This window comes from Pseudomonas sp. P105 (assembly GCF_032614175.1).
In the GTDB taxonomy this organism is placed as follows: domain Bacteria; phylum Pseudomonadota; class Gammaproteobacteria; order Pseudomonadales; family Pseudomonadaceae; genus Aquipseudomonas; species Aquipseudomonas rhizophila.
Genome location: NZ_CP126693.1, coordinates 4,698,837 through 4,724,083, shown reverse-complemented (window position 1 = coordinate 4,724,083; position 25,247 = coordinate 4,698,837). Strand labels below are relative to the sequence as shown.

At 61.6% G+C, this 25,247-nt stretch carries 24 protein-coding genes and 1 riboswitch; of the genes, 17 read left to right on the top strand and 7 right to left on the bottom strand.

Annotated features, from left to right (window positions below):
• The first annotated feature begins 166 nt into the window (after positions 1 to 166).
• Both QOM08_RS21220 and QOM08_RS21215 read left to right on the top strand, forming a co-directional pair.
• Positions 167 to 793, top strand: coding sequence for a C40 family peptidase (locus QOM08_RS21220; protein WP_047228723.1), 627 nt, complete (start codon positions 167 to 169; stop codon positions 791 to 793).
• Between the two features lie 165 nt (positions 794 to 958).
• Positions 959 to 1,492: a C40 family peptidase gene (locus QOM08_RS21215; protein ID WP_160894105.1), complete on the top strand. Its 534-nt coding sequence runs from the start codon at positions 959 to 961 to the stop codon at positions 1,490 to 1,492.
• Between the two features lie 100 nt (positions 1,493 to 1,592).
• On the opposite strand, the gene QOM08_RS21210 is transcribed toward QOM08_RS21215, so the two are convergent.
• Both QOM08_RS21210 and QOM08_RS21205 read right to left on the bottom strand, forming a co-directional pair.
• Entirely contained in the window at positions 1,593 to 2,903 is a 1,311-nt protein-coding gene (locus tag QOM08_RS21210) for a PQQ-dependent sugar dehydrogenase (RefSeq protein WP_047228721.1), read from the bottom strand.
• 67 nt (positions 2,904 to 2,970) lie between these two features.
• A complete protein-coding gene (locus QOM08_RS21205) occupies positions 2,971 to 3,555 on the bottom strand; it encodes a hypothetical protein (RefSeq protein ID WP_047228720.1) in 585 nt (194 codons plus the stop codon).
• A 159-nt stretch (positions 3,556 to 3,714) separates the two neighbouring features.
• Positions 3,715 to 3,952: riboswitch (cobalamin riboswitch) on the top strand.
• A gap of 77 nt (positions 3,953 to 4,029) precedes the next feature.
• Here QOM08_RS21205 and cobO point away from each other — a divergent pair.
• The 13 genes from cobO to QOM08_RS21140 all read left to right on the top strand — a co-directional run bounded on the left by cobO (position 4,030) and on the right by QOM08_RS21140 (position 15,522).
• The gene (cobO, locus tag QOM08_RS21200; RefSeq protein WP_047228719.1) at positions 4,030 to 4,641 is read left to right on the top strand and encodes a cob(I)yrinic acid a,c-diamide adenosyltransferase; all 612 of its coding nucleotides are present in this window, start codon (positions 4,030 to 4,032) and stop codon (positions 4,639 to 4,641) included.
• A complete protein-coding gene (locus QOM08_RS21195; RefSeq protein ID WP_188252296.1) occupies positions 4,638 to 6,032 on the top strand; it encodes a cobyrinate a,c-diamide synthase in 1,395 nt (464 codons plus the stop codon). Before cobO ends, QOM08_RS21195 begins: the two co-directional genes overlap by 4 nt.
• Positions 6,029 to 6,679, top strand: coding sequence for a 5,6-dimethylbenzimidazole synthase (bluB, locus tag QOM08_RS21190; RefSeq protein ID WP_274091115.1), 651 nt, complete (start codon positions 6,029 to 6,031; stop codon positions 6,677 to 6,679). Before QOM08_RS21195 ends, bluB begins: the two co-directional genes overlap by 4 nt.
• Positions 6,676 to 7,584, top strand: coding sequence for an adenosylcobinamide-phosphate synthase CbiB (gene cbiB / locus QOM08_RS21185; RefSeq protein ID WP_076383759.1), 909 nt, complete (start codon positions 6,676 to 6,678; stop codon positions 7,582 to 7,584). The genes bluB and cbiB overlap by 4 nt, the downstream gene beginning before the upstream one ends.
• Positions 7,577 to 8,569, top strand: a complete 993-nt coding sequence (gene cobD / locus QOM08_RS21180) for a threonine-phosphate decarboxylase CobD (protein WP_316912090.1) — start codon at positions 7,577 to 7,579, stop codon at positions 8,567 to 8,569. The genes cbiB and cobD overlap by 8 nt, the downstream gene beginning before the upstream one ends.
• Positions 8,566 to 10,017: a cobyric acid synthase gene (locus QOM08_RS21175; protein ID WP_160894109.1), complete on the top strand. Its 1,452-nt coding sequence runs from the start codon at positions 8,566 to 8,568 to the stop codon at positions 10,015 to 10,017. Before cobD ends, QOM08_RS21175 begins: the two co-directional genes overlap by 4 nt.
• A 133-nt stretch (positions 10,018 to 10,150) precedes the next feature.
• Positions 10,151 to 10,672, top strand: a complete 522-nt coding sequence (gene cobU / locus QOM08_RS21170; protein ID WP_188252294.1) for a bifunctional adenosylcobinamide kinase/adenosylcobinamide-phosphate guanylyltransferase — start codon at positions 10,151 to 10,153, stop codon at positions 10,670 to 10,672.
• On the top strand, positions 10,669 to 11,724 hold the full coding sequence (cobT, locus tag QOM08_RS21165) for a nicotinate-nucleotide--dimethylbenzimidazole phosphoribosyltransferase (RefSeq protein ID WP_316912089.1): 1,056 nt from the start codon (positions 10,669 to 10,671) through the stop codon (positions 11,722 to 11,724). The genes cobU and cobT overlap by 4 nt, the downstream gene beginning before the upstream one ends.
• On the top strand, positions 11,721 to 12,296 hold the full coding sequence (cobC, locus tag QOM08_RS21160; protein ID WP_316912088.1) for an alpha-ribazole phosphatase family protein: 576 nt from the start codon (positions 11,721 to 11,723) through the stop codon (positions 12,294 to 12,296). The genes cobT and cobC overlap by 4 nt, the downstream gene beginning before the upstream one ends.
• 2 nt (positions 12,297 to 12,298) lie before the next feature.
• The gene (locus QOM08_RS21155; protein ID WP_139049377.1) at positions 12,299 to 13,036 is read left to right on the top strand and encodes an adenosylcobinamide-GDP ribazoletransferase; all 738 of its coding nucleotides are present in this window, start codon (positions 12,299 to 12,301) and stop codon (positions 13,034 to 13,036) included.
• A gap of 85 nt (positions 13,037 to 13,121) precedes the next feature.
• The gene (locus QOM08_RS21150) at positions 13,122 to 13,526 is read left to right on the top strand and encodes a MarR family winged helix-turn-helix transcriptional regulator (RefSeq protein ID WP_047228709.1); all 405 of its coding nucleotides are present in this window, start codon (positions 13,122 to 13,124) and stop codon (positions 13,524 to 13,526) included.
• A gap of 52 nt (positions 13,527 to 13,578) precedes the next feature.
• On the top strand, positions 13,579 to 14,787 hold the full coding sequence (locus tag QOM08_RS21145) for an MFS transporter (RefSeq protein ID WP_076383765.1): 1,209 nt from the start codon (positions 13,579 to 13,581) through the stop codon (positions 14,785 to 14,787).
• A 183-nt stretch (positions 14,788 to 14,970) separates the two neighbouring features.
• Entirely contained in the window at positions 14,971 to 15,522 is a 552-nt protein-coding gene (locus tag QOM08_RS21140; protein WP_076383766.1) for a glutathione peroxidase, read from the top strand.
• Between the two features lie 89 nt (positions 15,523 to 15,611).
• Here the strand turns inward: QOM08_RS21140 and QOM08_RS21135 are convergent, their stop codons facing one another.
• The 3 genes from QOM08_RS21135 to QOM08_RS21125 all read right to left on the bottom strand — a co-directional run bounded on the left by QOM08_RS21135 (position 15,612) and on the right by QOM08_RS21125 (position 18,024).
• Positions 15,612 to 16,895 carry an OmpP1/FadL family transporter gene (locus tag QOM08_RS21135; RefSeq protein WP_047228706.1) on the bottom strand — a complete coding sequence of 428 codons (1,284 nt, stop codon included), beginning with the start codon at positions 16,893 to 16,895 and terminating at the stop codon, positions 15,612 to 15,614.
• 144 nt (positions 16,896 to 17,039) lie between these two features.
• Positions 17,040 to 17,522 carry a hypothetical protein gene (locus QOM08_RS21130; protein WP_047228705.1) on the bottom strand — a complete coding sequence of 161 codons (483 nt, stop codon included), beginning with the start codon at positions 17,520 to 17,522 and terminating at the stop codon, positions 17,040 to 17,042.
• 277 nt (positions 17,523 to 17,799) lie between these two features.
• Complete coding sequence (locus QOM08_RS21125; protein WP_007898912.1) at positions 17,800 to 18,024, bottom strand: hypothetical protein; 225 nt, start codon at positions 18,022 to 18,024, stop codon at positions 17,800 to 17,802.
• Positions 18,025 to 18,990: 966 nt separating this feature from the next.
• Here QOM08_RS21125 and QOM08_RS21120 point away from each other — a divergent pair.
• Both QOM08_RS21120 and rmuC read left to right on the top strand, forming a co-directional pair.
• Positions 18,991 to 19,314 carry a hypothetical protein gene (locus QOM08_RS21120; protein WP_076383767.1) on the top strand — a complete coding sequence of 108 codons (324 nt, stop codon included), beginning with the start codon at positions 18,991 to 18,993 and terminating at the stop codon, positions 19,312 to 19,314.
• A 178-nt stretch (positions 19,315 to 19,492) separates the two neighbouring features.
• Entirely contained in the window at positions 19,493 to 20,875 is a 1,383-nt protein-coding gene (gene rmuC, locus QOM08_RS21115; protein ID WP_171061333.1) for a DNA recombination protein RmuC, read from the top strand.
• Between the two features lie 58 nt (positions 20,876 to 20,933).
• On the opposite strand, the gene QOM08_RS21110 is transcribed toward rmuC, so the two are convergent.
• Both QOM08_RS21110 and QOM08_RS21105 read right to left on the bottom strand, forming a co-directional pair.
• Positions 20,934 to 24,404, bottom strand: a complete 3,471-nt coding sequence (locus QOM08_RS21110) for a PAS domain-containing hybrid sensor histidine kinase/response regulator (protein ID WP_047228702.1) — start codon at positions 24,402 to 24,404, stop codon at positions 20,934 to 20,936.
• Positions 24,405 to 24,656: 252 nt separating this feature from the next.
• Positions 24,657 to 25,196 (bottom strand): TetR/AcrR family transcriptional regulator, encoded by a 540-nt coding sequence (locus QOM08_RS21105; protein WP_076383769.1) that lies wholly within the window; start codon positions 25,194 to 25,196, stop codon positions 24,657 to 24,659.
• Positions 25,197 to 25,247 lie beyond the last annotated feature (51 nt).

Below are 25,247 nucleotides of genomic sequence, written 5' to 3'. Positions count from 1 at the left end.
GCCCGCGTCCCTTCTGGGCTGCAGGCTGCAGAGGGTTGAAAACGGTTGGGGCGCTTAGATGTAAACCTAAAACCGAGAAGTCACATTTGCATCGATTGAATTTGCAAATGAGCTTGATAGTGGGCATAGTCTCGCCATCTTTACAACTTCAGCCACGGTCGTGCCCATGCTAAGTCGCTTCGCACCCCTGGTGCCTCTCGCACTCGTTACCCTGTTGTTCGGTTGTGCTGCCCACTCTCCAGTGTCCCAGCAAGCGCAACAACCACAGGTTCAAAATTCCGTTACTGCCCAGTCTTCCTCTGTTGCACTTGAGGAAGAAATGGCCACCGACAAAGAGCTGGCAGACTTCGCCGGCAGCAAGCCTTATCAGCTTCCGGTGCTGGCTGACAGCATCCTGGAGCGGGGCATGTCCTTGATCGGTACCCGCTATCGTTTTGGCGGTTCCTCCGAGGCCGGCTTCGATTGCAGCGGTTTCATCGGGTATCTGTTTCGCGAAGAGGCTGGCATGAGTCTGCCGCGCTCCACTCGCGAAATGATCAACGTGAAGGCCCCGCTGGTTGCTCGTAACGAGCTTGAGCCGGGCGACCTGCTGTTCTTCGCGACCAACGGTCGTCGTGGTCGCGTCAGTCACGCCGGTATCTACCTGGGTGACAACCAGTTCATCCATTCCAGCAGCCGTCGCAGCGGTGGCGTGCGAATCGACAGCCTGGGCGACAGCTACTGGAGCAAGACCTTCATCGAAGCCAAGCGCGCACTCGCGATGGCACCGACCGTGGTCACTGCTCGCAAGTAAGCTCACAGTTTGTAAGGCAAACTTAAAGTCTTACTTGAAGTTTGCCTCATAGCCGCTAGAATCCATGATCATTGATTGATGGCAATCCGCCTGCGTACTCCGCAGGCGGCTTTGTTTTCATGCCCACGGCAGAAAAGCCGCATCCAGATCAGGATTGTTCTGCATATGTCGACGTCGGCCCGCCTCGCTCTCATGCTCCTTGCCGCGCTGCTCAGCGCTTGCGCCAGCCGTACTCCGCCACCTGCGCCAGCGCGGGCTCCGGTGGTATTCGCTCCCGCGCAAAGCTTTTCCCCGGTTGCCGAAGACGTGCTATTCCGGGCGCTGGGGTTGGTGGGGACACCCTATCGGTGGGGCGGCAATACGCCGGATTCAGGCTTTGATTGCAGTGGCCTGATCGGCTATGTGTATCGCGATGCGGCCGGTATCTCCCTGCCGCGCTCCACCCGCGAGATGATTGGCATGCGCGCCCAGAGTGTCGGTAAGGACGCATTGCAGACCGGTGATTTGATTTTCTTCGCCACCAACGGTGGCTCTCAGGTCAGCCATGCGGGGATCTATGTCGGGGAGGGGCGTTTCGTCCATGCACCAGCGACCGGGGGTACGGTCAAGCTCGATAGCCTGTCCAAGGCTTATTGGCAGAAAGCCTATCTGAGCGCCAAGCGTGTGCTGCAACCGGCGCATCTGGCGCGTAATCCCTGACGATTCAAGTTCGCTTTTTGCGCCGGCTCAGCAGAGCTCTTGTGGCGAGAGAACAATCCCTCGCCACAGGTTCCAGTGTTCAGGTCAGCTTCTTCAGCGGTTATTTAGCCCAAACCCGCCAAATCTTGTTCCCCACATCATCTGCCACCAACAGCCCGCCCTGTTTGTCGATCACCACACCCACTGGTCGGCCTTGGGCTTTTTCATCTGCATTCAGGAAACCGGTCAGCACATCCACCGGTTGCCCCACCGGCTTGCCGGCGTTGAAGGGGACGAAAATCACTTTATAGCCGCTGTGGGGTTTACGGTTCCATGAGCCGTGCTGCCCGATGAAAGCCCCTTCGGTAAACGGCGCTGGCAAGGTGCTGCCTTCGGCGAACGTCAGCCCCAGTGACGCGGTGTGGGGGCCGACGGCGTAATCCGGGGCGATGGCCTTGGCCACCAGTTCCGGTTTTTGTGGCTCGACCCGCTTATCGACGTGCTGCCCGTAATAGCTGTAGGGCCAGCCATAGAAGGCGCCGTCCTTGACTGAAGTGATGTAGTCCGGCACCAGGTCGCTGCCGATCTCATCGCGCTCATTCACCGCGGTCCATAGCGCGCCACTGCGCGGCTCCCAGGCCAGGCCGTTGGGGTTGCGCAGGCCCGAGGCGAAGATGCGGTGATTGCCGCTGGCACGGTCCACTTCCCAGATGGCCGCGCGGCCTTCCTCGGCCTCCATGCCGTTTTCCCCGACATTGCTGTTCGAGCCGGTAGTGACGTACAGCTTGCTGCCGTCCTGGCTGGCGATCACGTTTTTGGTCCAGTGGTGATTGAGCGTGCCACCCGGCAGGTCGACGACCTTGGTCGGCTGCGCCTTGATTTGCGTATCGCCCTCTTTATAAGGGAAGCGAATCAGTCGGTCGGTGTCGGCCACGTACAGATCATTGCCCACCAGTGTCATGCCGAACGGTGAATTGAGGTTTTCCAGAAAGACCGTACGGGTTTCGGCGATGCCGTCATGATTGGCATCACGCAACAGGGTAATGCGATTGGGGCTGGGCACCCCCGCGCCGGCGCGGCCCATGACTTTCTCCATGACCCAGCCACGAATGCCTTTGGAGTCGTCCGGTTTGGGCGGTGCGTTGGTTTCTGCCACCAGCACGTCACCGTTGGGTAGCACGTAGAGCCAGCGTGGATGATCCAGCCCTTCGGCGAATGCGCCCACTTGCAGGCCCTGGGCTGGGGTAGGTTTGGCGCCATCCGGCCAGCCGATAGCCTCGGCAATGTTGACGGTGGGGATCAGGGTCTTGTTCGGTTCCGGCAGTTTTGGCGAGGGGCCAGTGCCGTCGGAAACCTGCAGTGTGGAGGACTCGCCGCAAGCAACAAGCCCTGCGGCCAATGCGACGATCAGAAGGTGTGGTGGCTTGAGCATGCGGGCTTCCCTATGAGTGCATGGTAGTTATTCATAGAGAAGCTTAGACCCGCGATGGTTCAACCGGTCAGCCGTGGGCCTGCTTGAACAGCACCGCGATGCCCGGATGATACTGCCCGGCCTCATTGCGCAACTTGCGATAGGCATAAGGGAAGTACCAGGCCACGGCGCAGGTATTTTCCTTCTGCAGTTCATCGATCATGTCCTGCAGCTCTTCCGGCGTGGCGCTCTGCTGGGCCTTTTGCGGTGCGACGAACAGGCAGCCCAATCGCAGGTCACTGGAATAGCTGATACGTTTGGCGTCGCTGGTGATGTCGAGCAGCGGCTGGGTAAGATTGAGGTTCTTGACCTTCGGCCAGCGTTGAGTGGCCTGGATGAAAGCGCGCTCCTCGGTGCCGGCGATGAACAGATCGGCGCTGACGTTGCGTTCGCCTTCTTCATTCTGTTTGCGAGTGGGGGTGTTCTGCAGCGTGACCATCTCGGCCATCCAGGCTGCGGCCGAGAGCAAGCCAAGATTGGCTTTTTCATCGAACCAGTAAGGTGTGTCGTTATCGCCGCGCACGGCGTTGTAACGGTCGATACAGTCAAACCAGCGTTCCAGCACCGGGCGCAGGAATTCCAGTTTTGGATTGCTGATGATCATGCCTTGCATGCTTTTGCCCTCTTGTTATTGTGATATCGGGTCGTGATGCCTATTTGATATCACTTGCCGCAGCATGGCACAAGATTGGCGTCATTTTATTGATCAGGGCCAATGTCCGCTGTTGAACCTGTGCCGGCTTTAATTGACGCTCCACCCCCAACCCTCTAACCTTCGCGGCTTGTTTCAGGTGCTCTGTGACCGGGCGATCGTTGGGTCGACAGAGTGAAACAGGGAAGCCGGTGAGTGCATACGAACCCGGCGCTGCCCCCGCAACGGTAAATGAGTCAACGCTGCGCCTGGCACTACACAGGCCACCAGCCACTGTGTCCGTAGACATGGGAAGGCGCGCAGCCCGGCATCACGCCGCTCATGAGCCCGGAGACCGGCCTGATTCATCCAACGGCATCACGGTGGGCGATGCCAGGCTTGTTGCCGTCTTTTTTGTGCCCGCCCGCCGTTATCCAATCCCAACGGAGAGCTCCCATGACCCACACCCCCGATCGCGACGAACGCCACCTGGCGCGCATGCTGCGCAAGAAAGCCGTGATCGACGAGCGCATCGCCAACTCGCCAAACGAATGTGGCCTGCTGCTGGTGCTGACCGGCAACGGCAAGGGTAAGAGCAGTTCTGCGTTCGGCATGCTGGCCCGGTCCATGGGCCATGGCATGCAATGCGGCGTGGTGCAGTTCATCAAGGGGCGTAACAGCACCGGTGAAGAGCTGTTTTTCCGTCGCTTCCCGGAGCAGGTGCGCTTTCATGTCATGGGCGAAGGCTTCACTTGGGAAACCCAGGATCGCCAGCGCGACATCGCCGCGGCTGAAGCGGCCTGGGCAGTTTCGCGTCAATTGTTGAGCGACCCGTCCATAGGCCTGGTGGTGCTCGATGAACTCAACATTGCCCTCAAGCACGGTTACCTTGACCTGGACCAGGTGCTGAGCGACTTGCAGGCCCGTCCGCCGATGCAGCATGTGGTGGTGACCGGTCGCGGCGCCAAGCCGGAATTGATTGAGCTGGCCGACACCGTCACCGAAATGGGCATGATCAAGCACGCGTTCCAGGCGGGTATCAAGGCGCAGAAGGGCGTCGAACTGTGAGCGATGTTCCCTTGGCGAGTCGTCACTGCCCGGCGGTGCTGATCGCCGCTCCTGCTTCCGGGCAGGGCAAAACCACGGTCACCGCCGCCCTGGCCCGCTTGCACCGCAAGCAGGGGCGCAGGGTGCGGGTCTTCAAGTGCGGGCCTGATTTCCTCGACCCGATGATCCTAGAGCGGGCCAGCGGCGCGCCGGTCTACCAACTGGACATGTGGATGGTCGGCGAGCAGGAGAGTCGTCGATTGTTGTGGGAAGCTGCTGCCGAAGCCGACTTGATTCTGATCGAAGGGGTGATGGGGCTGTTCGATGGCACGCCATCGAGTGCCGATCTGGCCCGGCACTTCGGCGTGCCGGTGCTGGCGGTGATCGATGGCACGGCCATGGCCCAGACCTTCGGTGCCCTGGCCCTGGGCCTGGCGCGGTATCAGCCGGACTTGCCTTTCGCCGGGGTACTGGCCAATCGGGTCGGCACCTTGCGTCATGCGCAGTTGCTCGAAGGCAGCCTGACCGAAGGCCTGCGCTGGTACGGCGCCCTGTCACGGGAAACCGGTATCGAGCTGCCAAGTCGCCACCTTGGGTTGGTCCAGGCCAGTGAATTGAATGATCTGGACCTGCGCCTCGACGCCGCCGCCGATGCCTTGGCTGGCAGTTGTGAAGTGGCGTTGCCGCCGGCTGTGGAGTTCGTCGCGCCAGCGGTGATTGCCGCGCAGCCGTGGCTGGAAGGTGTGCACATCGCCGTGGCCCGGGACGAAGCGTTCGCCTTCACCTATGGCGCCAGCCTTGATTTGTTGCGAGCCATGGGCGCGCAACTGAGCTTCTTTTCACCTATTCATGACAGCGAACTGCCGGCGGCGGACAGCCTGTATCTGCCCGGTGGCTATCCGGAATTGCACCATGTGGCGCTGGCGCAAAACGCCCCGATGCTGGCGGCGATCCGCGCGCACCATCAAGCAGGCAAACCCTTGCTGGCTGAATGCGGCGGCATGCTTTATCTGTTGGACTCGTTGACGGATGTGGACGGCACCCGTGCCGAGCTGCTTGGGTTGCTGGCCGGTGACGCGCAGATGCAAAAGCGTCTGGCGGCCCTGGCGCTGCAATCGGTGGAGTTGCCGGAGGGCACTTTGCGCGGGCATACCTATCATCATTCCCTCACCAGCACCGGGCTGGAGCCGATTGCCCGAGGTCATAGTCCCAATGGCGGGCGTGGCGCGGAGGCGGTTTTCCGGCAGGGTCGGATGACGGCTTCCTATGTGCACTTCTATTTTCCGTCGAATCCAAGGGCGATTGCCGCGCTGTTTGCGCCTGATCCTGAGGCCGCTATCGCCAACAGGCTCGCTCCCACCTCCGATCACCTGACCCCTGTGGGAGCGAGCCTGCTCGCGAAGCGGCCATGACAGACACCGCTTTCTCTCAGGCCGAACGCGATGCCGTCTACCGGGCCATCGCCGAACGCCGCGACATGCGCCACTTCACCGGCGGCACCGTTGAGCCAGCGTTGCTGCGCCGCCTGCTGGAAGCCGCGCATCAAGCCCCCAGTGTGGGTCTGATGCAGCCGTGGCGGTTCATTCGCATCAGCGACCGCGCCTTGCGTGGGCAACTCCGTCAACTGGTGGAACAGGAACGCATCCGCACCGCCGAGGCCCTGGGTGAGCGCAGCGATGAATTCATGAAGCTCAAGGTCGAAGGTCTCAACGACTGCGCCGAAGTGCTGGTGGCGGCGTTGATGGATGATCGCGAGCGCTATGTCTTCGGTCGACGAACCCTGCCGGAAATGGACCTGGCCTCGCTGTCTTGCGCGATCCAGAATCTGTGGCTGGCCTCTCGCGCCGAAGGGCTGGGGATGGGCTGGGTTTCGCTGTTCGAGCCCCAGGCCCTGGCCGAGCTGTTGGGCCTGCCCGCCGGCGCCAAACCGCTGGCAATATTGTGCCTGGGGCCGGTCGAGGGGTTTTACCCGGCACCGATGCTTGCCTTGGAAGGCTGGGCGCAGCCGCGTGCGCTGGATGAATTGCTCTACGAAAACCATTGGGGAGTAAGCCCATGAGTGTGGCGTTGCTCAGTGCTGCCGCGGTGGCGCTGGATGCGCTGTTGGGCGAACCCCGACGCTGGCATCCGCTGGTGGCGTTCGGTCGCTTTGCCGATCGTATCGAACAGCGTTTCAACTCCGGCGGGCGTGGCTGGCGCAGCCATGGCGTGACGGCGTGGATCATCGCCGTGGTGCCGTTGACCCTGCTCGCGACGGCGCTGTCCTGGGCGCCGTTGGTGGGCTGGCTGGTGGAAATCCTGGCGCTGTACCTTGCCCTTGGCCTGCGCAGTCTCGGGGAGCATGTCGAGCCAGTGGCCCGGGCTCTGCGCGGCGGGGATCTGGATGAAGCGCGCCGGCGGGTCGGCTACTTGGTCAGTCGTGAAACCGCCGAACTGGATGAGACTGCCGTTGCCCGTGCCGCCACTGAGTCGGTGCTGGAGAACGGCAGCGACGCGGTATTCGCCGCGCTGTTCTGGTTCGCCGTCGCGGGCGCGCCTGGTGTGGTGTTATACCGCCTGAGCAATACCCTCGACGCCATGTGGGGCTATCGCAACGAGCGCTTTGAGCGTTTCGGTTGGGCAGCGGCCAAGATCGATGATGGGCTCAACTACATTCCGGCGCGCCTGGTGGCGCTGACTTACGCCGTGCTTGGAAAAACCCGCCTGGCGCTCAAGTGCTGGCGCACTCAGGGCCCGACCTGGGACAGTCCCAATGCCGGGCCCGTGATGGCCGCCGGCGCGGGTGCGCTGGGGGTCGAACTGGGTGGCGCGGCGGTGTATCACGGCCAATTGCATCAACGTCCACCCTTGGGCGAAGGCGCGCCGGCGAACGCCGACGCCATTGATCGCGGCTGGCAACTGGTCCAGCGTGGCGTATGGTTGTGGTTGCTGATTCTCTGCCTGGGAGCTGAGTTTTATGCTTGAGCACGGTGGGCGCCTGCGCAACGCGGCCCGGCAATACGCGATTGCCGAGGCGCACTGGCTGGATCTGTCCAGCGGCCTGGCGCCCTGGCCGTTCGACGTGCCGGCGATTGCACCGCGGGCCTGGGCACGCCTGCCTGAGACCGATGACGGGTTGGAACAGGCCGCCTGCGATTATTACGGCGCCATGCATGTGCTGCCGGTGGCGGGTTCGCAGATGGCCATCCAACTCTTGCCGCGCCTGCGTCGGGCCGGCAAGGTCGGCGTCCTCTCACCCTGTTACGCCGAACACGCCGAAGCCTGGCGCCGCAGTGGTTACATCGTGCGTGAAGTGCTGGAGCCGGAGGTGGACTTCTTCCTCGACAGCCTTGACGTGCTGGTGGTGGTCAACCCCAACAACCCCACGGGCTTGCTGTTGAGCCCCGAGCGCTTGCTGGACTGGCATGCCCGATTGGCCCAGCGCGGTGGCTGGCTGGTGGTGGATGAGGCGTTCATGGATGTCACGCCACAACTGAGCCTGGCCGCCCATGCCCATCAGGTCGGATTGATCGTGCTGCGTTCGTTCGGCAAGTTTTTTGGCCTGGCCGGGGCTCGCCTGGGATTTGTATTGGCCGAGCGCCACTTGCTCAAGTTGCTCGCCGAACAAGTCGGGCCGTGGGCCGTCAGCGGGCCGACCCGGGTGGTGGGCCAGGCGTGCCTGCTGGACACCGACGCCCAGGCCCGCCAGCGCCAACGCTGCGAAGACACCAGTCAGCGCTTGGCGCTGACGCTCGAACGCCACGGCTTCAAGCCTCAGGGCGGCTGTGGGTTGTTCCAATGGCTGGTCGCTGAACACGCCCAGGCACTTTACGATTTCATGGCCCAGCGCGGCATTCTTCTGCGCTTGTTTACCCATACCAGCAGCCTGCGCTTCGGGTTGCCGGCCGATGACGGTGAATTCCTGCGCCTCGAGCAAGCTTTCGAGGCCTACGCCAAGGACATCCAATGACCACTGTAATGGTGCAGGGCACCACGTCCGATGCCGGCAAAAGCACTCTCGTCACGGCGTTGTGCCGCTGGGTCAGGCGTCAGGGGGTGAGCGTGGTGCCGTTCAAACCACAGAACATGGCACTCAACAGCGCGGTAACGGCCGATGGCGGTGAAATCGGCCGTGCCCAGGCCGTGCAGGCCCAGGCGGCCGGTCTCCAACCGCATACCGACATGAACCCGGTGCTGCTCAAGCCCAACAGCGACACCGGCGCCCAGGTCATTATCCATGGCCGCGCCGTCACCACCATGAATGCCGTGGCCTATCACGATTACAAAGCCATCGCGATGCAAGCGGTGCTGGCCTCCCACGAACGTTTGAGCGCGGCGTATCCGGTGGTGATGGTGGAGGGCGCGGGTTCCCCGGCGGAGATCAATCTGCGCGCCGGTGACATTGCCAACATGGGCTTTGCTGAGGCGGTGGACTGTCCGGTGCTGCTGATTGCCGATATCAATCGCGGCGGCGTCTTCGCCCACCTTGTGGGTACCCTGGAGCTGCTTTCGCCCAGCGAACAGGCGCGGGTCAAGGGCTTCATCATCAACCGTTTTCGCGGCGACATCGCCCTGCTGCAACCGGGCCTGGACTGGCTTGAGGCGCGCACCGGCAAACCGGTGATTGGCGTGTTGCCGTACGTGATGGACCTGCATCTGGAAGCCGAGGACGGTCTCGATCAACGGCAGGCCGACAAGGCCGAGCAGGTGCTCAAGGTAGTGGTGCCGGTATTGCCGCGCATCAGCAACCACACCGATTTCGATCCGCTGCGCCTGCATCCGCAGGTCGATCTGCAATTCATCGGCCCAGGCCAGCCCATTCCCGCGGCTGACTTGATCATCCTGCCGGGTTCAAAGAGCGTGCGCAGTGACTTGGCCTACCTGCGCGCCAACGGTTGGGAGACGGCCATCCATCGTCACCTGCGTTATGGAGGCAAGTTGCTAGGCATCTGCGGCGGTTTGCAGATGCTCGGCCAGCAGGTCCACGATCCGCTGGGGCTGGAAGGGGCCGCGGGCTCCAGCACCGGGCTGGGCTTGCTGGCTTTCGAAACGACCCTGGAACACGAGAAGCAGTTGCGCAATGTGCGCGGTCGACTGGCCCTGGAAGAGGCCGAGGTCAGTGGGTATGAAATCCATGCCGGTGTAACCTCAGGCCCGGCATTGGAAAACCCGGCGGTGCAGTTGGATGACGGTCGCTGTGATGGCGCCCAGAGTCTGGATGGGCAGATTTTCGGCACCTATCTGCATGGGCTGTTCGAGTCTGCGGCGGCCAGCAGCGCCTTGTTGCGTTGGGCCGGGTTGCAGAATGTGCAGGCGGTGGACTACCACGGGTTGCGCGAGCGGGACATCGAGCGGTTGGCGGATCTGGTGGAGCGGCATTTGGATACCGGGCTGTTGCGTGAGCTGTGTGGGATCTAGGGTGGCTGCACTGGCCTCATCGCGAGCAGGCTCGCTCCCACAAGGGACTTGTATGCATCGCACAACCACTGTGGGAGCGAGCCTGCTCGCGATGAAGCCGGCAGCAACACCGCCAATTTGAAAGGTAAAAAACATGCTGCAACTGATCCTCGGCGGCGCCCGCTCCGGTAAGAGTCGCCTGGCCGAAAAGCTCGCCACAGACAGCCGATTGCCCGTTACCTACATCGCCACCAGCCAACCCCTGGACGGCGAGATGAACGAACGGGTCGCCCAACACCGCGCTCGCCGTCCGGCCGAATGGGCGCTGGTGGAGGAGCCGTTGGCCCTGGCGCGGGTGCTGCGCGATAACGCAGGTTCAGGGCACTGCCTGTTGGTGGATTGCCTGACCCTGTGGCTGACCAATCTGCTGATGCTCGACAACCTCGAGCAGTTGACGGCCGAGCGTGACGCTTTGCTGGAGTGCGTTGGCGCGCTGCCGGGCGAAATCATTTTTGTCAGCAACGAGACCGGAATGGGTGTCGTGCCGCTGGGCGAGTTGACTCGCCGTTATGTCGATGAAGCCGGTTGGCTGCATCAAGCTTTGGCCGAACGTTGCCAGCGCGTCGTACTGACCGTTGCCGGCCTGCCCCTGACTCTCAAAGGTACTGCGTTATGAATCATCGCTGGTGGCTGGACCCGTGCAAGCCCCTCGACACCCAGGCCCTGGAGCAGGCTGCGGTCCGTCAGCAACAACTGACCAAGCCGGCCGGCTCCCTGGGGCGACTCGAGGCAGTGGCGGTGCAACTGGCGGGTTTGCAAGGGCAGGTCAAGCCGAGCCTGGATCAACTCTGGATCGCAATTTTCGCAGGTGATCATGGTGTGGTGGCCGAAGGTGTATCGGCCTATCCCCAGGAAGTCACCGGGCAGATGCTCCTCAATTTTGTCAGTGGTGGCGCGGCGATCAGTGTATTGGCGCGGCAACTGGGCGCCTCGTTGGAAGTGGTTGACCTGGGCACTGTGACGCCTTCGCTGGCGCTACCCGGTGTGCGGCATCTGAACGTGGGGCCGGGTACCGCGAATTTCGTGCAGGGGCCGGCGATGACCGTGACCCAAGGCGAGCAGGCATTGTTGGCCGGACGTGACAGTGTGCTGCGCGCGGTCGCCGCCGGAACGCAGCTGTTCATCGGCGGCGAAATGGGCATCGGCAACACCACGGCGGCCAGTGCCCTGGCCTGTGCCTTGCTTGACTGCCCGGTGACTCACCTGGTCGGGCCGGGCACCGGGCTGGACGCCGCGGGTGTCAGCCGCAAGGCTCAAGTCATCGAGCGCGCCCTGGCGTTGCACGGTGCACAGCGTAACGATCCACTGCAAACACTGTTCAACCTGGGCGGGTTTGAAATCGCAGCGTTGGCTGGCGCGTATCTGGCCTGCGCCCAGCAGGGCGTTGCGGTGCTGGTGGATGGTTTCATCTGCAGCGTCGCAGCACTGGTGGCGGTGCGTCTCAATACTCAATGCAGGCAATGGCTGTTGTTCGGCCATCGCGGTGCCGAGCCGGGGCATCGGCACGTTCTGGAAAACCTCGGCGCTGAGCCGCTCATTGACCTGGGCCTGCGCCTGGGTGAGGGCAGTGGTGCGGCGTTGGCGGTGCCACTGTTGCGCCTGGCGTGTGATCTTCACGGGCAGATGGCGACGTTTGCCGAAGCGGCTGTGGCGGATCGCCCGGCATGACTTTGCACCTGGACCTGCTGCGCCACGGCGAGACCGAACTGGGCGGCGGGCTGCGTGGCAGCCTCGACGATGCCTTGACGGACAGGGGCTGGGAGCAGATGCGCGCGGCGGTCGCGGCGGGCGGGCCCTGGGATCGGCTGGTGAGTTCGCCGTTGCAGCGTTGCGCCCGTTTCACTGAACAACTCGGCGTCCAGCTCGATGTGCCGGTGCACCTGGACAAGGATCTGCAGGAGCTGCATTTCGGCGCCTGGGAAGGCTGCAGCGCGGCGGCGTTGATGGACACCGACGCCGAGGCGCTGGGCCGCTTTTGGGCCGATCCCTACGCATTCACTCCGCCAGACGGCGAGCCGGTGCTGGAGTTTTCGAAGCGAGTCCTGGCGGCGGTTGAACGCCTGAGGATCGCGTATGCAGGGCAGCGCGTATTGCTGGTCAGCCATGGCGGGGTGATGCGCTTGCTGCTGGCGCGAGCCCGCGGTCTGCCTCGGGAGCAGTTGCTCAATGTAGAAGTGGCTCATGGCGCGCTGTTTTCTCTTCGGGTGTCGCCTGGTTCGGTGTTGAAGGAAGAGGGCTGAAGATGCTGGCGTTCTGGATCGCCTTGCAGTTCCTGAGCAGCCTGCCGGTTCGCTTGCCGGGCATGCCTGAGCCTGCGCAGTTGGGGCGTTCGTTGCTGTTTTATCCGCTGGTAGGTCTGTTGTTCGGAGGCTTGTTGTGGGGGCTTGATGCCCTGTTGCTTGGCACGCCGCTGCTGCTCCATGGAGCCCTGTTGCTCACCGCTTGGGTGCTGCTTAGCGGCGGCCTGCACCTGGACGGGCTGGCCGACAGCGCGGATGCCTGGCTCGGCGGTTTTGGCGATCGCGAGCGTACGCTGCTGATCATGAAAGACCCTCGCAGCGGGCCGATTGCGGTGATTACGCTGGTGTTGGTGCTGCTGCTCAAATTCGCCGCATTGCTGGCCCTGATCGAGCAGCGACAAACCCTGGCATTGATCATCGTGCCGGTGTTGGGGCGTGGCGCGTTGCTGGGGTTATTCCTGACCACCCCATACGTGCGTGCCGGCGGGTTAGGGCAGGCGCTCGCCGACCATCTGCCGCGCCACAGCGGCTGGCAGGTATTGCTGGCCTGTGCGCTGGGGGGCGTGCTGGTGGCGGGCTGGGTCGGGGTATCGGCGCTGGTCATCGCTCTAACGGTATTTATCGGGTTGCGCCAGATGATGTTGCGCAGGTTGGGAGGTTGTACCGGGGATACGGCAGGCGCCTTGCTGGAGCTGCTTGAAATGGTGGTGTTGGTGGGGCTGGTGCTGATCTGGAATTGAGCGCTACCTGTCTGGCTGGGGATTCAGTTTGAAATTTCCTGAATTAAAATTTGCATTCACTTAATCGCGGGTATATACACGCACTATGCTTGCCTCCCAATGTTTGTGCATCAACCTGCGTCGCGCTGCTCGGGGCGTCAGCAGGTATTACGACGGCGCCCTCGACGGCTTCGGGATCAACGTCGCCCAGTATTCCTTGCTGAGTAACCTGGCGCGCCTGGACCAACCGAGTATCTCTTCCCTGGCCGAGGCCATGGGCCTGGACCGCAGCACCCTGGGGCGCAACCTGCGGGTACTGGAAGGTGAGGGGCTGGTGGCGCTGGCCGAAGGTGAAGACTTGCGCAATCGCATTGTCGAACTCACTGAAGCCGGGCATGCCCGGCTGGCGGCGGCGTTGCCGGCCTGGGAAGCGGCGCAACAACGATTGATCGATAAGCTGGGCGCCGAAAAGCGCGCAACGTTGCTGGCCTTGCTGGATGAACTGGCGTGAAGCCGGTTCGTTCGATGATAAGCGGGTATATACCCGTGACCGGAGAATAAAAATGACATCGATGTGGCGTACCTGTGGTTGGGTTCTGGTGGGCGGCGCGCTGATCCTGGCGTTGTCCCTGGGTGTACGGCATGGCTTCGGGCTGTTTCTGGCGCCGATGAGTGCCGAGTTTGGCTGGGGTCGTGAGGTGTTTGCCTTCGCCATTGCCTTGCAGAACTTGATCTGGGGCTTGGCGCAACCTTTTACCGGGGCGCTGGCCGACCGCTTCGGTGCCGCGAAAGTCGTGCTCATCGGTGGCGTGCTGTATGCCCTCGGTCTGGTCTTCATGGGCATGGCCGACTCGCCATGGTCGCTTTCATTGAGCGCGGGTCTGTTGATTGGTATCGGTCTGTCCGGCACGTCGTTTTCGGTGATCCTCGGCGTGGTCGGGCGTGCTGTGCCGCCGGAAAAACGCAGCATGGGCATGGGGATCGCCAGCGCTGCCGGCTCCTTCGGCCAATTCGCCATGTTGCCGGGCACGCTGGGGCTGATTGGCTGGCTCGGCTGGTCTGCCGCGCTGTTGGCGCTGGGGCTGCTGGTGGCGCTGATCGTGCCGCTGGTGAGCATGCTCAAGGACACCCCTGCACCGCTGACCGGTCATGAGCAAACCTTGTCCGAAGCGCTGCGCGAGGCCTGCAGCCACTCCGGCTTCTGGCTGCTGGCGGTTGGCTTTTTTGTCTGTGGGTTCCAAGTGGTATTCATTGGCGTGCATTTGCCGGCCTATCTGGTGGACCAGCACCTGGCGGCCAGCGTCGGCACGACCGTGCTGGCCCTGGTCGGCCTGTTCAATATCTTCGGCACCTACACCGCAGGCTGGTTGGGCGGTCGGATGTCCAAGCCGCGCTTGCTGACCGGGTTGTACCTGTTGCGGGCGGTGGTGATTGGCTTGTTCCTGTGGTTGCCGGTGACGACTACCACGGCTTACCTGTTCGGGATGGCGATGGGCTTTTTGTGGCTGTCGACGGTGCCTTTGACCAACGGCACGGTAGCGACGTTGTTTGGTGTACGAAATCTCTCAATGTTGGGTGGGATCGTGTTCCTGTTCCACCAGTTAGGTTCGTTCCTGGGGGGCTGGCTGGGTGGGGTGGTATACGACCGAACCGGCAGTTATGACTTGATCTGGCAGGTGTCGATCCTGCTCAGTCTGCTGGCGGCGGCGTTGAACTGGCCGGTGCGTGAGCGTCCGGTGGCGCGGCTGCAAGTTCAGGCAGGTGCGGCATGAGCCGCGTAGGCCCGTGGTTGATTGCTGCCGGTGCCGGCCTGCTGCTGGTGGTCGCCTGGTGGGGGTGGCATCAGGGCGGGCTGGCGTTGATGCAACTGGGTATGGGCACCTGCTGAGCGGTGGACGGCGCCGGGCAGGGGGGAGTAACGTCGGGGTCTGACGTGCTTTCAAGGAGATTGCGACATGCTGATGCGCAGGTTTGCTGTACCCGCTCTGCTGCTGGCTTTGACCGGGCACGTATGGGCCGCTGACTGCCCACCCATGCTGGAGGGCTCGCTGCCCAAGTTGCGGGCCAAGGAAAACATCGATCTGTGCCAGCGTTTCGCCGGCCAGCCGCTGGTGGTGGTCAACACTGCCAGCTTCTGCGGTTTCGCCCCGCAGTTCAAAGGTCTGGAGGCACTCAACCAGCGCTATAAAGGTGACGGTCTGCAAGTGCTGGGGGTACCGTCCAATGACTTCAAACAGGAATCCAAGGACGGCGAAGAGACGGCCAAGGTCTGCTACGTCAATTATGGCGTGACCTTCACCATGACCGAGCCCCAACCGGTACGCGGCGCGGACGCCATCCCGTTGTTCAGGCATCTGGCCGAACAGTCCGGGGCACCGAAATGGAATTTCTACAAGTATGTCGTGGACCGCCAGGGTAAAGTCGTCGCCAGTTTCTCCAGTCGGACCAAACCCGACGATCCTGAATTCATCCAGGCGGTAGAAGCGGCCATCGCCTCTCGCCCCTGATCGCCAGTCACGAAAAAGCCCCGCCTCTTTGCAGAGTGCGGGGCTTTTTTCGCTTCAGATGGCGAGGGGTTCAGGCTCGCCGTGAATCATCAGAAGCGGTAGGTTGCACCGACACCGAAGCCATTTGCGCTGTTTTCGTATTCAGCGTTGTAGGACTGGCCCAGAGCGTTGCTGTGATTGACGCTGACTTTCTCTTCCTTGAGATAGGAATACGCCACGTCGATGGTCAGGTCTTCGGTCGGGCTCCAACCTGCACCCAGGCTGAAGATGGTCCGGTCGCCGGTAGGGATGCGTGGCGAGCGGTCGATGTTGTTGGTAGGTGACTGGTCGAAAGTCAGGCCGGTACGCAGCACCCACTGTTTGTTCAACTGGTAGGACGTACCGATGGCGTAGGCCCAGGTGTCATGCCAGTTCTGTTCCTCGGTAATGGTGCCAAGGAACGCAGGGGCCAGTGCACCACCGTTTGCAGGCGTGACGCCTTCGTTGTCCACGGTGATTTCTTTCAAGCGGCTCCAGCGAGTCCAGGTGCTGCCGGCATAAAGGGTCCAGGCATCGTTGAGCTGCTGGGTGACCGAAAAGTCCACCGATTCAGGTGTCGTGATGTCCAGCGAAGCGTCATAACGCGCCCCGCTCAGGAACCCGGCGGGAGTGCCGGCACCCGGGCTTACCTTGGTGTGGCCTTCAAGCTTGTACTTGACCTTGGAGTGGTAGGTCAGGCCAACACGAGTGGTGTCGGTCGCCTGGACCAGCACGCCGATATTGTAGCCATAGCCAATGTCGTCGCCCTTGATCTTCACTTCGCCATCGTTCGGTGAAAGCGGCGTGGTCAGGGTCGATTCCAGTGCGCCGGAAATGTGGTTGATGGTCGGGCCGAAACCGATCGACACCTTGTCGTTGAAGGCGTAGCTGACGGTGGGCTGGAAGGCGACGACTTTCACTTCGCTCTTGCTGCCGAAGTTGCGACCCTGGAAGCTGCTTTCGTAATCGGTGATCAGGCCGAACGGTGCGTATACACCCAGGCCGAAAGCCCATTGATCATCGATAGGCTTGACGTAATAGCCCATCGGAACGGCAGTGAACGGCACCATGTCGCCCTTGTTGGTGCCCGATTGGCTACCGCTGGCGTCGTTGATGTCGGTGGACGCGTCGATAGCGGCCATACCGCCCGTAACTTGCTGGCGCTTGAGGCGCGACATGCCGGCCGGGTTGCCAAACACAGTGCTTGCATCATCGGCAGAGGAAGAACGCCCAGCGAAACCGGTGCCCATGCCACTGATGCTTTGTTCGTTCAAGGCAAAGCCACTGGCGAAAATCTGCGTGGATGCCAAGGTAACGGCAAGGCCAAGGGTGGTTTTGAGCATCATTTTTTTCATTGTTAGAACTCCAGGTGATCACCGGGGCGAAAATTACCAACATTTTCGTTTAAGCGCTATAGGCTGTATGGCTTGATTTAGAGCGGTTTTGTAGGACAATCAGACCAAATTCGCGGCTGTTGTAGGAACTTTCCAGATCTGACCTTAGCAGGCGACCTGATTCAGCGGCGAAACACAACTTTGCCAGGCGCAGGTGAAATCCCGCAGGCGCCCTTGAGGGTGAAATGTCTGGCGCCAGATCCGGGCCATGCCTAACAGGTCATCGGCTTCAGGAAGCGCGAGGTTCTGTTCCTCCACCAAAAGCCAGGCAATGGCGGTGGCGTAACGCAGATTGACGGTCAATTCCAGGTGCGGGCCGCTGAGAAAGGCGTGCTGGCTGGCCAGGCCCCGAACCAGGCTGGCTCGTTCCGGATCCAGAGCCAGGTAATGGTCCCAGAGCGCCCGGTGGCGGGGTTCGGGAATGCGGTACAGGCCGTGCCCGCGACGGTCATGCAGGGCTGATCCCAGGGCGGACTGGCTGGCGGCAATCCCCAGCAACAAGGATTCCGCCGTTGCACTGTGGCGCTCCAGGTACAGGAGCGTCGGGCGGATCACATATCGACACAGTTCGCTGGCAGCGATACCCATAAAACCCTCGAAACGTGAAAGGGGCAGAGCCTGAAATGGGTGTGGGCTTGGCAGCAATGGTTCGGTTCAGGCTCCGCCGGAAGCGGATCATGCCGCTTGACTTGAAGTGTAGTGTCATATTCCCGCTGTAAAGGACTGTTTTTAAAACATCTTCGCCGAACGGTTATAACCGTTATATCCCCCGGTGCTTAAGCCGTTGCGCTTTATCGAGAAATTCTGGGCAATAAAAAACCCCGCTTTTGGGGCGGGGCCTTAGGGTTTCAGCCTTTGCGGCGTATCAGGCAACCAGTGCCTGACGGGTACGCTCGATCACGGCCTGCAGCGGTTCTGCGCTGGAGTACTGATCGGGGTACAGGCGTTCGCTATGACGGGCGATGCCATGTTCGTTGACCAGCGTGAAGCTGAAGCAGCCTTTGCGAGCGGCCATGATCAGGCAGTTCATTGGGGCAAAAGCGTTGGTTAGGGTGCGGATGGCATCCTGTGTATGGATTTGAGTCGACATGTTATGGGTGTTCCTACAAATGACACGGTTAAGAACCGTGCAACGTTAAAACGTTCCAGTAACGTCGACCACCATTGGTCGAACGAAGAACCCGACTGGAACAAAGCAGCCAGTTTGAGCGCTATATAAAGTGCGCGCTTGGGCTGGCAGGTAGGTACTTAGGAGGGCAGGCAACACATCAAGGGCAAAGGTTCTGGGCCCGGGGTGAAGATCCTGATCAATTTTGCAGGCTGGTTCGGTCAGAGTAACGAGTCTGGCAACATCCTTTGCAATCGATCAAAGGCAGTGTTGACGCAAGAATTACCTGGAAACCATCGAGGGGGTCGGTCTCTTTTTGTCGGTGAGGCTTCTATTGAAGAAGGCTGACCGTGGAGATGTATTCGACCCGGAATTGACTTTCAGCTTGGTACTAACGCCGCGGATAGTAACGGATCGAGTGGTCGAAGGGAAGGACGATGGGAAAAAAAGATCCTGCCTGGTTGCCGACTGATCGTTTGTTTGCCCATAGGTGATCGGCCATAGCACAGGAACCGATCAATGGTTTTGCGCTTAGCCGACGGACAACGGCCCGCACGTCGTCAGGTTATCCCCAGGTTTTACCGCGCAAATGAGCCAAAACGGCGCAACCATATAACCATTTCACGTGTTACTTGTGCACACTCGATGCGGTGGTTGTCACCGTATTGTCATGTGGAAACAATCTGGGGTGGGTGCCTGTATCCAAAATTTAAGTCAATGAAAAACATCGCTTTTTTTTACTGGTGAAAAAATCGTCAGTTTGAGCGCAGGCCCCGTTCCACAGGGCTTACGGCGACTTCAGGGGGGGTTGTCCACTGAGTTATCCACAGCTTCTGTGGATTGTCCCAAGCGCTTGCTCTAGCACGGGCGTGCCGGATTTTTTCGACTTTACCCGTGCGAAAAAAGGAGTAGAGTGGCGCGCCTTCCTGATCTGTCCCACAGTGCTTTATGAAGTTTCGCTCAGTATCAAATCCTGTTACCTCCACACCCGCCGGTGTTACCCCACCCAAACGCATTTCGATGCGCGTGGCCGAATGGCTGCTCGACAGCCCGCGCCTTGGGGAAAACACCAGTGTCAAACACTTGGCCGGCCGTTTACTCAAGCAACCAGCCCGGGAAGGCGTGGTAGCTGCGCAAAGTCGCCTCGGTCAGCTGATGTGCCGTGAATGCGGGAACGCGCGCGATCGCCGTATCGGCCAGGATCTGCTGCGTCAGGCTGCCAGGGCCGGGGATCATCGTGCGCGCCAGGCGCTGGGTGAAATCGAAGACTGAGCTGGGCATCCCCTGGCCGCTTGGTTAACCTGCGGGCTTTATTTCATCGGCGGGAATTGTCATGGCTATGGATTTGACCAGCCTGTTGTTTGGCCTGGCGGGTGCTGCGGTGCCGTTGCTCGCCCTGGCCTGGCACCTGCAACGCCAGGCCAGCGCCGCGCAAACCGAACTCGCGTTAATGGAGGAGCGTCTGGCCACCGCCCACATGGCCCACGACGGCTTGAACGCCCAGCTCGATGCGTGCCGCGATGAAATCAGCGACCTGGGCCAGGCCAACGCCGCCCGGCAAGCCGAGCTTGCCGCCGCTTGTCGCGAAGTCGAGTTGTTGCAGATCGAACGCGACAATGCCCGAGACGCAGCCCACGCCTGGAACTTGGAGCGTGCCGGAAAAGAAGCGGAACTGCGGCGTCTCGATGCCCAGGCGGCTTCGTTGCATGCCGAACTGCGTGAGCAACAGGAAAGTCATCAGCAACGTCTGGACGACCTGCAAGGTTCGCGAGACGAGTTGCGGGCACAGTTCGCCGAGCTGGCAGGAAAAATCTTCGATGAGCGTGAGCAACGCTTCGCGGAAACCAGTCAGCAGCGGTTGGGGCAGTTGCTCGACCCGCTGAAGGAGCGCATCCAATCCTTTGAAAAACGTGTCGAGGAAAGCTATCAAGCCGAGGCGCGGGAACGCTTCTCCCTGGGCAAGGAGTTGGAACGGCTGCAACAGCTGAACCTGCGCCTGAGCGATGAAGCGACCAATCTGACCCGTGCCCTCAAAGGCCAGAAGACCCAGGGTAACTGGGGTGAGCTGATTCTGGAGCGGGTGCTTGAACACGCCGGCCTGGAGAAGGGCCGCGAGTATCAGACCCAGGTCAGCCTCAAGGGCCCGGACGGCGAACGGTTCCAGCCGGACGTGCTGATTTACCTGCCCGGCGACAAGCAGGTGGTGGTGGATTCCAAGGTCAGTCTTACGGCCTATCAACAATATGTGGCCGCCGAGGACGACAGCATCGGCCACCTCGCTCTCAAGCAGCACGTGGTCTCTTTGCGGGCCCACGTCAAAGGTCTGGCCGGCAAGGATTACAAGCGCCTGGATGGTTTGCACAGCCTGGATTTCGTGTTGTTGTTCGTACCGATCGAGGCCGCGTTTTCTGCCGCGCTGCAAGCCGAACCGAACCTGTTCCAGGAAGCCTTCGACCGCAACATCGTGATCGTCAGCCCGACGACGCTATTGGCGACGTTGCGGGTGATCGACAGCTTGTGGAAACAGGAGCGCCAGAGTCAGAACGCCCGGGAAATCGCCGAGCGGGCAGGGTGGCTGTACGACAAGTTCGTACTGTTCATTCAGGACCTGGACGAAATAGGCAGCCGTTTGCAGCAACTGGACAAAGCCTACAGTGCGGCGCGCAACAAACTCACAGAAGGGCGTGGCAATCTGATCAGCCGCAGCGAACAACTCAAATTGCTCGGCGCCCGGGCCAGCAAAAGCCTGCCAGCCGAACTGCTCGAACGGGCAATGACCGATGTCGATGGGCTGCCCGAACTGCCTGAAGAGACCGAAAAGCCTCAGGCTTGATGTAAAAACCTGGGCTTGATGCCAGGCAGTGTGTGCCTGACAGTGGGAAATCGATTCTCTACAACGGCAAATGCCGACTCAACAACGCCCTCAATGCGGCCGGTTTCACCGGTTTGGCCAAGTAGTCCAGACCCGCCGCATGCACCTGCGCCACCGTCTCGGGGCGGCCATCGGCGCTGATCACCACGCCTGGTATCGGTTCACCCATACGGCTGCGTAACCAGGCCATCAGCTCGGTTCCGGTTTCTCCATTGTCCAGGTGAAAATCCACCAGGGCCAGTTGCGGTCGGCCTCCCTCGCTGAGCAAACGCTCGCACTCCTGGCGGTTGCGCGCCGTCCACACCTGGCAGCCCCAGCGAGTGAGCAGGCTGTTCATGCCGATCAGAATGCTGTCTTCGTTATCGACACACAGCACCTGGGCGCCTTTTGGTAAATGACCGTTGAGTTCGGCTGCGGGCTTGGGCAAGGCAGTCTGCGCCTGGGCCAGCGGTACGCTGACGCTGAAGACACTGCCGCGCCCCGGCCAGGAACGCACCCGCAAGGTGTGACCCAGCACGCGGCACAGCCCGTCGGCGATCGCCAGGCCCAGGCCCAGGCCTTTTTCCGCACGGGTCTGATGGCTGTCGAGACGTTTGAACTCTTCGAAAATGACCTGCAGTTTGTCTTCGGCGATGCCCGGGCCGCGATCCCACACCTCCAGGCACAATTCGCCATTGCGACGGCGAACGCCCAGCAGTACCGGGCCTTTGGCATAGCGGAAGGCATTGGTGAGGAAGTTCTGCAACACACGACGTAGCAACTTGATGTCGCTGTCGACCCGTAGTCGTGAGCCCCGCACCCGGAATTTGAGGCCTTGTTCCTGGGCCAGTACCTTGAACTCGGCGCCCAGGGTATCGAACAGTTCGTTGAGGGCAAATGGATTGCGGTCAGGGTTGATCTTGCCGTTTTCCAGGCGGGAAATGTCCAGCAGGTCGGTGATCAGGTCTTCGGCCGAGCGCAGCGAACTGTCCAGGTGGTGCACCAGTTGCCGTGCCTCGCTCGGCAAGGCGTCGTGCTGATGGGACAGCGCTGCGGAGAACAGGCGTGCGGCGTTGAGCGGCTGCATCAGGTCATGACTGACTGCTGCCAGGAACCGTGTCTTGGATTGGTAGGCCGACTCGGCGGTGCCTTTGGCTTCGGTCAGGGCCATGTTCAGTTGCGACAGTTCCCGGGTGCGTTCCGCCACCCGTTGCTCCAATCCTTCATTGGCTTCCGTCAGGGCCTGTTCGGCTTCGCGGAAAGCGGTGATGTCGGTAAAACTCATGACAAAACCGCCGCCGGGCATGGGGTTGCCGATCAGCTCGATCACCCGACCATTGGGAAACAGCCGTTCAGAGGTGTGTGCACGGCCCTGGCGCATCCAGTGCAGGCGTCGAGCGACATGGACCTCTGCTTCGCCCGGGCCACAAAGGCCGCGCTCGGCGTTGTAGCGGATGATGTCGGCGATGGGCCGACCCACACTGATCAAACCGTCCGGATAGTTGAACAGCTCCAGGTATCGGCGGTTCCAGGCCACCAGCCTGAGGGACTGATCGACCACGCTGATGCCTTGGGTGATGTTTTCGATGGCACCTTGCAGCAGTGCACGGTTGAATTGCAGCACTTCCGAGGCTTCATCCGCGATTCGGACCACATCCTCCAACTGCATCTCCCGACCTTCAATCGCGGCTTTTACTACTGCGCGCGTCGACGAAGCCCCCAGCACGCCCGCCAGGAGCCGTTCGGTGTGGGCGATCCATTCGCTGTCGGCATTCTGGTTCGGGTTGAAGCCTTTGCCCTGGCGGTAGGCAAAGCGAATGAAACTCTGGCGCGCCCGTTCTTCGCCAACGAAGCGCGCGGCCAGTTGCAACAGGTCATCTATGTGCACCGCCAGCATCGAGCGGGGGTTGGGGCGGGCGCTGATTTCCTGGCCGATGAAGCGTCCGGCCTGCCAGTGTTCCGACACGCGGGTGCGCGACAGCACGGAGATCCAGGCAAACAGGGTGAAGTTACCGGCCAGGGATAACACGACCCCTTGGGTCAGCGGTGAAATCGGCAGGTTCAAGGGGTTGCCATGCAGCCACGCAAGCCCCGGGAAACTGTTCAGCGACCAGCCCAGGCTGTGGGCCGCGATCGGCAACACCAAGGTGTAGAACCACAGGAAAATCCCCATGGCGAGGCCGGCGAACACCCCGCGACGGTTGGCCTGTTTCCAGTACAGCGCGCCGAGCATGGCAGGCGCCAGTTGGGTCACGGCGGCGAAGGCGATCTGGCCGATGGTCGCCAGGCTCGCCGTCGACCCCAGCAGGCGGTAGCTGACATAGGCCAGCAGCAGGATCACCACAATGCTCACCCGGCGAACCGACAGCATCCACTGGCGAAACACTTCAAAGGGCCGCTCGGCGTTGTTGCGGCGCAACAGCCAAGGCAGCAGCATGTCGTTGGACACCATGGTGGAGAGCGCGACACTCGCCACGATGACCATGCCGGTGGCCGCCGAGGCGCCGCCAATGAACGCAAGCACCGCCAGCGCCGGGTGGGCCTGGGCCAACGGCAGGCTGATGACGAATGAATCCGGCAGCACCGAGTCGGGCAGCATCATTTGCCCGGCGAGGGCGATGGGCACCACGAACAACGCCGCCAGGGCCAGGTAGGCGGGGAACACCCACTTGGCCAGGCGCAGGTCCTGGGGCTCGATGTTCTCGACCACGGTCACGTGAAACTGCCGCGGCAAGCAGATGATCGCCATCATCGCCACCCCGGTCTGCACCACCATGGACGGCCAGTTGATGGTTTCTTTCCAGTATTGCTCCAGCCGCGGCGCGAGCATCGCCTGGTTGAACAGATCGTCGAATCCGTCGTAGAGCCCGTACGTGACAAAGGCGCCAACGGCAAGGAAGGCGAACAGCTTGACCAGCGATTCAAAGGCAATGGCCAATACCATGCCTCGGTGGTGCTCGGTGGCGTCCAGGTTGCGGGTGCCGAACACGATGGTGAACAGCGCGAGGATCAGTGAAACGATCAGCGCCGTGTCCTGGGCGCGGGTGCCCGTGGTGTCGGCCCCGGCGCCGATGAGCAGGTTCACCCCGAGCACGATGCCCTTGAGCTGCAAGGCAATGTACGGCAACACACCCACCAGGCAAATCAGGGCAATCACAATCGCCAGGGACTGGGATTTGCCATAGCGGGCGGCGATGAAGTCAGCGATGGAGGTGATGTTTTCCTGCTTGCTGATCATCACCATTTTCTGCAAGACCCACGGGGCCAGCACCAGCAACAGGATCGGCCCGAGGTAAATCGGCAGGAATGACCAGAGTTGTTCGGCAGCCTGGCCCACCGCGCCAAAAAATGTCCAGCTGGTGCAATAGACCGCCAGCGACAGGCTGTAGACCCACGCCCGCACCCGAGGGGGCAACGGTGTGCTGCGCCGGTCGCCGTAGAAGGCGATGGCGAACAGGATGGCCATATAGGCCAGGGCAACAACGGCAATCAGCCCGCTGGACAACGACATGGAAGCTCCTGAACGAAAGACCCCGGGGGCAGTGCCCGGCAGAACAGTCTCGCATGCCCGCTCGGGTTCGTCAGTGTCGACCAAGGTCGAGGCGTGTCGAGGTATCGCCGGTTGCGCTCAGCAATGGGGCATGGGGTGTGCTGGTCGGCCTCATCGCGAGCAGGCTCGCTCCCACACTGGATCTTCGGCGAATATGGATTTTGTATTCACAACTGCTCAAATGTGGGAGCGAGCCTGCTCGCGATGGCGGTATTACTGGGCCAACGCGATATCCACCAACCGATACAACTCCTCAACCGCCAACGGCGCGGTGGCAAAGAGGATGCGAAACACCGTCGGCGCGACCACCACATTGATCAGTCGCTCGACCCCGGGGTTTGGCTCGTCAGGATAGCGATCCAGGATGGTCTGCAACTGGCCGCTGATGATTCCCACGCAATAGCCCGGCGTGGCGCAGGCCTGGATGTCGCGCATCATGTTGCGACCGGGCTCGGAGCTCATTTCGTCCAGGTACTGTTCGGCCCAGGCGCGAAGATCCCCGCGCAGGCTGCCGGTGTCCAGCGGTGCGCAGTCCGGGCGCATGCGGGCAATCGCGACGTCGCCCAGCAATGCCGGCAGGTCGCCCCAGCGCCGGTAAATGGTGGACGGGGTTACGCCTGCGCGGGCCGCGATTTGCGGCACGGTCAGGGTGGCGCGGTCCTGCTCCTGGAGCAGGCTGCGAACCGCCGAATGAATCGACTCTTGTACCCGGGCGCTTCTGCCGCCGGGACGTAAACCTTCTTTAATAGCCATGGATCGGACCTTAACACAAAGAATTTGCTTTAAGCGCGCGTCGATAGCACA